This is a genomic window from Aedoeadaptatus coxii (assembly GCF_001553115.1).
In the GTDB taxonomy this organism is placed as follows: domain Bacteria; phylum Bacillota; class Clostridia; order Tissierellales; family Peptoniphilaceae; genus Aedoeadaptatus; species Aedoeadaptatus coxii.
Genome location: NZ_KQ960181.1, coordinates 140,546 through 148,136, shown reverse-complemented (window position 1 = coordinate 148,136; position 7,591 = coordinate 140,546). Strand labels below are relative to the sequence as shown.

General features: G+C 44.9%; 7 protein-coding genes. 3 read left to right on the top strand and 4 right to left on the bottom strand.

What is annotated here, in order from left to right; genetic code table 11:
* Positions 1 to 183: 183 nt before the first annotated feature.
* From HMPREF1863_RS06405 to nifJ, 3 genes are all read right to left on the bottom strand, one after another.
* On the bottom strand, positions 184 to 1,062 hold the full coding sequence (locus tag HMPREF1863_RS06405; RefSeq protein ID WP_198142725.1) for an Abi family protein: 879 nt from the start codon (positions 1,060 to 1,062) through the stop codon (positions 184 to 186).
* Between the two features lie 273 nt (positions 1,063 to 1,335).
* Complete coding sequence (locus HMPREF1863_RS06400) at positions 1,336 to 1,533, bottom strand: helix-turn-helix domain-containing protein (RefSeq protein WP_068368789.1); 198 nt, start codon at positions 1,531 to 1,533, stop codon at positions 1,336 to 1,338.
* Between the two features lie 368 nt (positions 1,534 to 1,901).
* Positions 1,902 to 5,423 carry a pyruvate:ferredoxin (flavodoxin) oxidoreductase gene (nifJ, locus tag HMPREF1863_RS06395; RefSeq protein ID WP_068368786.1) on the bottom strand — a complete coding sequence of 1,174 codons (3,522 nt, stop codon included), beginning with the start codon at positions 5,421 to 5,423 and terminating at the stop codon, positions 1,902 to 1,904.
* Between the two features lie 369 nt (positions 5,424 to 5,792).
* Between nifJ and HMPREF1863_RS09265 the strand changes: the two genes are divergently transcribed.
* Genes HMPREF1863_RS09265 through HMPREF1863_RS06385 form a run of 3 tightly spaced genes read left to right on the top strand, consistent with a single transcriptional unit; the run spans position 5,793 to position 7,427 of the window.
* Positions 5,793 to 5,930: a CD1871A family CXXC motif-containing protein gene (locus tag HMPREF1863_RS09265; protein ID WP_198142724.1), complete on the top strand. Its 138-nt coding sequence runs from the start codon at positions 5,793 to 5,795 to the stop codon at positions 5,928 to 5,930.
* Between the two features lie 49 nt (positions 5,931 to 5,979).
* On the top strand, positions 5,980 to 6,822 hold the full coding sequence (locus HMPREF1863_RS06390; RefSeq protein WP_456297573.1) for a 4Fe-4S binding protein: 843 nt from the start codon (positions 5,980 to 5,982) through the stop codon (positions 6,820 to 6,822).
* Between the two features lie 2 nt (positions 6,823 to 6,824).
* Positions 6,825 to 7,427, top strand: a complete 603-nt coding sequence (locus HMPREF1863_RS06385; protein WP_068368782.1) for a TlpA family protein disulfide reductase — start codon at positions 6,825 to 6,827, stop codon at positions 7,425 to 7,427.
* 89 nt (positions 7,428 to 7,516) lie between these two features.
* On the opposite strand, the gene HMPREF1863_RS09505 is transcribed toward HMPREF1863_RS06385, so the two are convergent.
* The coding region (locus HMPREF1863_RS09505) for an IS3 family transposase (protein ID WP_408605344.1) at positions 7,517 to 7,591 on the bottom strand (75 nt) is incomplete at its 5' end.

Genomic DNA, 7,591 nt, shown 5'->3' with positions numbered 1-7,591 from the left:
ACAAAATCGAGCAAGCGAAATGCTTACTCGATGAAGTCCAACTTTATGGGGTCACTCTGCCCCAATGGATATTTTAGAACCAAATAAAAAGAGCCGGACGAATCCGACTCTTCAAGCGCAAACCGAAGTAATACGCCCCTATTTGTTCATTATTATAGCAATAAAGGCTTAATTTGTAAAGATTTAAATGATAAAAGACTTCAATTGAGTTAGTTTATTATTTACGTCAGTTCCTAAAATTTGAAAGAAAGCGGAGTTAGGTATATTTCTTTCAAGACTTTTTACAGCACTTTCAAACTCTCTCACTATCCTCTGTAGTTCAGTTATACTAGTATTCTGAGATTTTAGAAAGAAAATTGTAAGAATAAGAAAGTCTTCAATATGTGAAAAAGATATGTTTCTAACTCCGGTTTTATTTTCGATATAGCCTTTAATCTGATTGGACTGATCATCATTGTTAAATCTGCAATCAAATATAACAGAATTATGCATAACTGCATTTCTTAGTGATGTTAAAGCAAACACCATATTTTCGATGATTCTACCATTTTGGTTCATTCCGGAATGATGAATATTGAGTTTCTCAGCAAACCTGATTTTATAATTTCTATCGAGACAGTATAAAAAGTTACCAAACTCCCCAAAAGAAATTACTTCAAAGTACGCCCATAAAGGTACGGGTTTTGAGTTATGAAAGAAGTGCGAGATGACGGGATTTCCTTTTGAATAATGATAGGCTATTGTTTCATCAATTTTATTACGTAATTCCAATCGTCTATTTAGATATTTTTTATATTTCTTATCTCCCGGCTTATTCCGCTTATAGTCTATTAACATAGCGCTGTATATATATTCGATAGACGGATTCTCTTGCGGAACTAAACAATCGATTAACCTGTTTTTTAAACTAGTTTCAACCTGAATAAGTATTGGAAAGAAAATTATTTTCAAGCGATTATCGAAATCATGGATGGCTTTAATCTGATCAAACTTTTCATAGTTTTGATCGTTACTTCTCTTTTTTATGAATCGTAATGCTTTATATCCATGATAATAACCCATGTTTAATAGTTCCTGTTTTTGACGAGAACCACCTATTTCAGTTTTTATGATTATCCCGAATATGGCGCATCAGGCCATCTGTAGTTTTTCCTTTACTTAATTTATGGTTCACCTAAGTACCTCCCAGAACCACTCTAGTCTTTTTTATTGTTTTCCATTCTATCTTTCACGCTTTCACCTTTATCAAGCAAGATAGTGCCTTGCATTTGTCTTAGCTTGAAGACTTTTTCAGTTTCTTGGATCCAAGTATCTCGAGGTAAGCCTTCAATGGTATCACTCTCTTTTGTAAAAGACACTTACGCCGATGCCTAAGCCATTTGCAATTTTAATAAGTTGATCTTGTTTAGGATTTCTAATTCCCAACTCATATTTTCTAATCGTTCCTCCGATTATGCCTAACAGCTTACCGAGCTGATCTTGAGTAAGTCCACGCAACTCATGAAAGGAGCGGATTTTATCACCGATTTCCATGAGTAAGCTTCCTTCTAAAAAACAATACCACATAATCAAGTAAAAGAACACAATAGTGACTTGATAACGGAAAATTGTCCCTCGCTATATCATCGGGTATTCGTCTTCGGAATTTTTTGGCAAAGTAGGTAGCGGCTTTCCCGGTCAGTCAATGTGAGTAAGTATGGACTGCCGATTTTGGTTGTCACCGTATCCGCCTCTAGGGCGCCTATACAATAAGAATAATGATTCATCGTCTCTCCCGGTTGATTGGTTTTTGTCGACACCATTTACCGGGAAAAGGTGAATCGTTTTTTGTTGCGCTTAGATTGTAAATTCAAGACGCAAAAATGCCCCACGTTGTCGTGAGGCATTTTCTCTTCTTATCTTTATTTGTCTTCAGCTAATGCTTTGTAGCGTTCGTAGGTTTGTCTTGCGTCTTCTTCCGATGCGTCGAGGAGTTCTTCGCCTTCTTCGGGGGAGCGTCGGAGTAAGGATGCGTAACGGTTTTCGCTCATTATGAATTCGCGATACGACTTGGTCGGTTCTTTGGAATCCAGGATGAAGGGGTTTTTACCTTCTTTAATGAGTTCGGGGTTGTAGTGGTATAGTTGCCAGTAGTTACTTTCGACGGCTTCTTTTTGTTGTTGGGTTGCATACATCATGCCTTTGTTGAGGCCGTGGTTAATACAGGGCGAGTAGGCGACGATGAGGGAGGGGCCGTCGTATGCTTCGGCTTCTTTGATGACTTTAATGAGGTGGTTCATGTTGGCGCCGAGGGCAACTTTTGCGACGTAAATGTCGCGGTAGCTCATGGCTAAGAGACCCAGGTCTTTCTTAGCGGTTTTCTTACCGGCTGCGGCAAATTGTACGACGGATCCTTTCGGCGTAGCCTTGGAGGATTGGCCGCCGGTGTTGGCGTAAAGTTCGTTGTCGACGACGAGGACGTTGACGTCTGCCCCTGTTGCCAGGACGTGGTCCAGACCGCCGTAGCCGATGTCGTATGCCCAGCCGTCGCCACCGTACATCCAGAAGGATTTTTTGGTGAGTTGTGCTTTGTGGTCGAGGACGTAGTTTTTAGCTTCTAAGGCTTCGCCGTCGAGATCTAAGCGTTCCAGGGCGGCGATAACGGCGTCGCTGCGTTCGCGGGTGCCTTCGCCTTCGTTAAAGTTGTCGAGCCATTCTTTAAATGCTTTCTTAGCGTCGGCATCGTCGATGGCGTTGCTTACTTTTTCAAGTTCCATGGTCACTTTTTCACGTTGTTGACCATTGGCAAGGTACATACCTAAGCAGAATTCCGCATTGTTTTCAAATAACAAGTTGGACCATGCCGGGCCGAATCCTTGATAGTTTGTGGTGTAAGGTGCGATGGGGAATGCGCAGCCCCAGGCTTGGGAACAACCCGTAGCGTTGGCGATGTACATTCTGTCGCCGAAGAGTTGGGTGAGAAGTTTAGCATAGGGGGATTCGGAACAGCCGGCGCAAGCTCCGGAGAACTCGAGGAGCGGTTGTTCGAATTGGCTGCCCTTGATGGTAAACTTGTTCATCGGGTTTTCCTTGTGGGACAAGGTCATGGCGTAATCCCAATTCTTTTGTTCGGGAAGTTGTGTTTCCAGATCTTCGAATACGAGGGCTTTTTCTTTTGCCGGGCAGGTTTGGATACAGTTGCCGCATCCCGTACAGTCGAGGGGATCCACTTGAATGGCGAATTCGTATTCCTTAATGCCCTTGGCGGGAACGGTGCGGAATGCTTCCGGTTTGTTCTTCACTTCTTCTTCGTTTAGTAAGAAGGGGCGAATAACGGCGTGGGGGCAGACGAAGGAACATTGGTTACATTGGATACAGTTATCCGGTTGCCAACGGGGTACGTGTACGGCGATGCCGCGTTTTTCGTATTTCGATGTTCCCAAGGGGATGTAGCCGGATTCGTAGCCTTTGAAGGCGGATACGGGCAAATCGTCGCCGTGAAGTTCCGTAATGGGGAGCATCATGTTGCGTACGTATTCGCTCAAGGTTTGATCCACATCCGGTTCGACGACGGTAAGGTCTTTCCATTCCGCCGGTACGTCAAATTGATGGAGGTTTTGGTATCCCACTTCGATGGCTTTATAGTTCATGTTGACGATTTTTTCGCCTTTGTGTGCGTAGGATTTCTTGGCAAATTCTTTCATTAAGCGTTCGGCTTCATCCATGGGGATGATTTCGGCCAGTTTAAAGAATGCGGATTGTAAGATCGTGTTGGTACGGCGACCTAAGCCGATTTCTTCCGCCAAGTGAACGGCGTCGATGGTGTAGAATTTAATGTCGTTTTCCGCCAGGTATTTCTTCACTTTGTTGGGTAGGCGTTCCGCCAAGGTGGCGTCGTCCCACGTGGTGTTCAACAAGAATACGCCGCCCGGACGAATTTCGTTGACGATATCGTAGCGGGTGATGTAGCTTTGGTTGTGGCAGGCGATGAAGTCTCCGTGGGTAACGGCGTTGGAGTTACGAATGGGTTCGTGGCCGAAGCGGAGATTAGATTTGGTAATACCACCGGTTTTCTTGGCGTCGTATTCAAAGTATGCTTGAACATACATATCCGTGTTGTCGCCGATGATCTTAATGGAGTTTTTGTTGGCACCGACTGTACCATCGCCGCCGAGACCCCAGAATTTGCATTGGATGATCTTCGGATTTTCGATTTGGAAGCTGTGATCTACGGGGAGGGAACGATAGGTAACGTCGTCTACGATACCGACCGTAAAGTCGTCTTTGGATTCGGCTTGTTTTAAGTTGTCGAAGACGGCTTTAATTTGTGCGTGATCCACGTCTTTCGAGGAAAGGCCGTAGCGTCCGCCGACGATTTCCGGTCTGTCTTTTACGCCGTTAAGGGCGCCGGATACGTCGAGGTAGAGGGGTTCTCTTCCGCCGGGTTCTTTCGTACGGTCGATGACGGCAATGCGTTTTACCGTTTTCGGCAGTTCATCTAAGAAATGTTTTTTAGAGAAGGGGCGGTAGAGGTGAACTTGTAAATAACCGGTTTTTTCGCCGGCGGCATTGAGTTTGTCTACCGTGTCTTGTACGAGGCCGCTGACGGAGCCCATGCCGACGATGACGTATTCCGCGTCGTCTGCGCCGTAGTAATTAAAGAGCTTGTAGTTTGTGCCCTTTAATTCGTTGACCTTGTTCATGTATTTTTCTACGATTTCGGGAATGCGATCGTAGAATACGTTGACGGCTTCTCTGGATTGGAAGTAAGTGTCCGGGTTTTGAACGATCCCTCTTTGTTTCGGGCGTTCCGGATTCATGGCGTTTTGTTTGAAGTGTTCAACGGCATCCCAGTTGAGCATGTCGCGAAGGTCTTCGTAATCCATGACTTCGACTTTTTGGATTTCGTGAGAAGTTCTGAAGCCGTCGAAGAAGTGCATAAAGGGTACGCTGGCTTCGATGGCACATAAGTGGGCGACGGCGGCAAGGTTCATACAGTCTTGCACATTGGCGGAAGCGAGCATAGCCCAGCCGGTTTGGCGGCACGCCATAACGTCGGAGTGATCGCCGTAAATCGAAAGTACGTGGGTACCTAATGTACGCGCCGCTACGTGCATTACGCCCGGATATAATGAACCTGCCGTACGGAACATACTGGGGATCATGAGGGCGAGACCTTGGGAAGCGGTGTAAGTGGTGGTGAGAGCGCCCGCTTCCAGGGAGCCGTGTAGTGCTGCGGCTGCACCGGCTTCTGCTTGCATTTCAACTAAACGAACTTCTTGATCAAATAAGTTCTTTTTTCCATCGGCGGACCAAGAATCGACCAATGCCGCCATCGGAGACGACGGGGTAATAGGATAAATCGTAGCTACTTCGGTAAAAGCGTAGGATACATAAGCCGCCGCTTCGTTACCGTCCATAGACTTATAGACTTTTTCTCTCATGAACACACTCCTTACATTCTGTTAAGTATAATGCTTACTTTTTGTGAGCGTGAGATAGGCGAAAGTGAAAACGTTATCACTCATTCGATCTCTGCTCTTGGAAACATTATATACATAATATTTCAAAAATGGTAGGTAAATCTATAAAATCACAGACTAAACATTATTTTATGGAATAACAGAGTTATGAATTCAAATATTAAACGTATACGAGATAGTCATTATAGATTATAAGGCGATAGTCTATAATTCATCAGGCATCTCTTATGATTTTCACAAAGCGATAATCATTTTTTCATAGAGAGAACAGGAAATACACAAGTAAAGGCTTTATACTGTAGACGTAACATTGAATGACGAGGAGGAAAAATGAATCGACAGTTTGTACGTTTTTCACTTTTAGCTCTCGGTGCGGTTTGTATTGTTTACGGAGCGTACCGCGGGGAAGTGGATACGGTTTTTGCGAAAGCCGTGAGAATTTGCTTGGAATGTATCGGGATCGGCTAAGATGAAGTTATCGAACAAACTATTTAAAAGAAGAAACTGGCTCCAGGGATTGGCAACCCTTGCTACCAATCCTCATGTGGGAAATTTTGCGAGCGGAAAGCTCTATACCGGATCTTTAAAACGCGCTTGCGTGCCCGGGCTAAACTGTTATTCCTGCCCGGCGGCTACCGGTGCCTGCCCCGTAGGAGCGTTTCAAGCGGTGGTGGGCTCGTCTTCTTTTAAGTTTTCTTACTATATAACAGGTATCTTAATTTTAATAGGCGTCATGCTCGGGCGCTTCGTCTGCGGATTTTTATGTCCCTTCGGTTGGTTTCAGGATTTACTCCACAAACTGCCCACGCCGAAATTTTCGACAAAGAAACTTAAAGCCCTTACGTACTTAAAATATATTATTATGATCGTCGTCGTGTGGTTGCTCGGCGTGTTCATTGTAGATGAAACGGGCATGAGCATGCCTTATTTCTGCAAATATATTTGCCCTCAGGGAATTTTGGAAGGCGCCCTTCCCATTTCCCTCGTCCGCCCGTCCATGCGCACGGCCTTCGGGTCCCTCTTTAATTTAAAGCTTGCCACTCTGATCGTCGTCACGATCCTATCGATCCTTATGTACCGCCCGTTTTGCAAATGGATTTGTCCCTTGGGCGCCTTTTACTCTCTATTTAATAAGCTTTCTTTTATGCAGCTGAATGTAAGTAATGCTTGCATCGGATGTGGAAAGTGTGAGAAAATTTGCCCTATGGACGTGTCCATCTACAAAGGGGAAAGGGAGCGGGAATGTATTCGCTGTGGCGATTGCATAGAGGCTTGCCCGGTAGACGCTATTTCCTCCACATGGTCTTGTATGAATGCAGGCGGACAAAAGAATTTAAAAGAATGTAAAGAAGGAGAATGAAAATGAAATTGAATTTAAAAAAGATCACCGTCGTCCTTTTGGCCTTGGCTCTCGCCGTACCCGTTACGGCTTGCGGCAAAAAAGAGGACAATAAAGGGAACAACGACAAAACTTCCACTGAAGCCAGCGCTGCACAAACCGGCGAAATGCCCAAGACTTTCCCCGAATTTACCGGCACCGATTTAGACGGCAACAAGGTCGACGGATCGGTCTTTAAAGAACACGCTGCCACCGTCGTTAATTTCTGGTTTACCGATTGCGGTGCTTGCGTACAGGAAATGCCGCAGCTGCAAAAATTAGCTGACGGTTGGAAAGATCAAGATGTGGCGCTGAAAGGCCTTCTCGTGGAAAGAGATAAAAACGACAAGGCGAAAGAGATCCTTAAAACCAAAGGCGTCAATTACCAAAACATCGTGCCCGACGAAGGAGACGGTATCGACGGCATGATCGTCAACATCTTCGCCTTCCCGACGACCATCGTCGTGGATCGAAACGGCAATATTGTCGGCGACCCCATTCAAGGCAGCTTAGATACGAAAGATAAAATTAAAGCACTCCAAGATCGCATCGACGACGTCGTGGCAAAAGACAAAGAAAACAAATAGAGATTCGGCCTTCTAGAGTGACCCCATAAAGTTGGACTTAATCGAGTAAGCATTTCGCTTGCTCGATTTTGTTTTACATAACATTCCTTCTATGCTGCGTTCATTCGTTCTCGGTATTGTTTCGGACTCAGACCTCCTAACTTTTCTTTGATTCGATCGTTGTT

What these genes read in the sequence shown, in the direction of transcription:
- HMPREF1863_RS06400 (WP_068368789.1), bottom strand. Translation starts at nt 1,533, where the DNA reads ATGGAAATCGGTGATAAAATCCGCTCCTTTCATGAGTTGCGTGGACTT.
- nifJ (WP_068368786.1), bottom strand. Translation starts at nt 5,423, where the DNA reads ATGAGAGAAAAAGTCTATAAGTCTATGGACGGTAACGAAGCGGCGGCT.
- HMPREF1863_RS06405 (WP_198142725.1), bottom strand. Translation starts at nt 1,062, where the DNA reads ATGGGTTATTATCATGGATATAAAGCATTACGATTCATAAAAAAGAGA.
- HMPREF1863_RS06385 (WP_068368782.1), top strand. Translation starts at nt 6,825, where the DNA reads ATGAAATTGAATTTAAAAAAGATCACCGTCGTCCTTTTGGCCTTGGCT.
- HMPREF1863_RS09265 (WP_198142724.1), top strand. Translation starts at nt 5,793, where the DNA reads ATGAATCGACAGTTTGTACGTTTTTCACTTTTAGCTCTCGGTGCGGTT.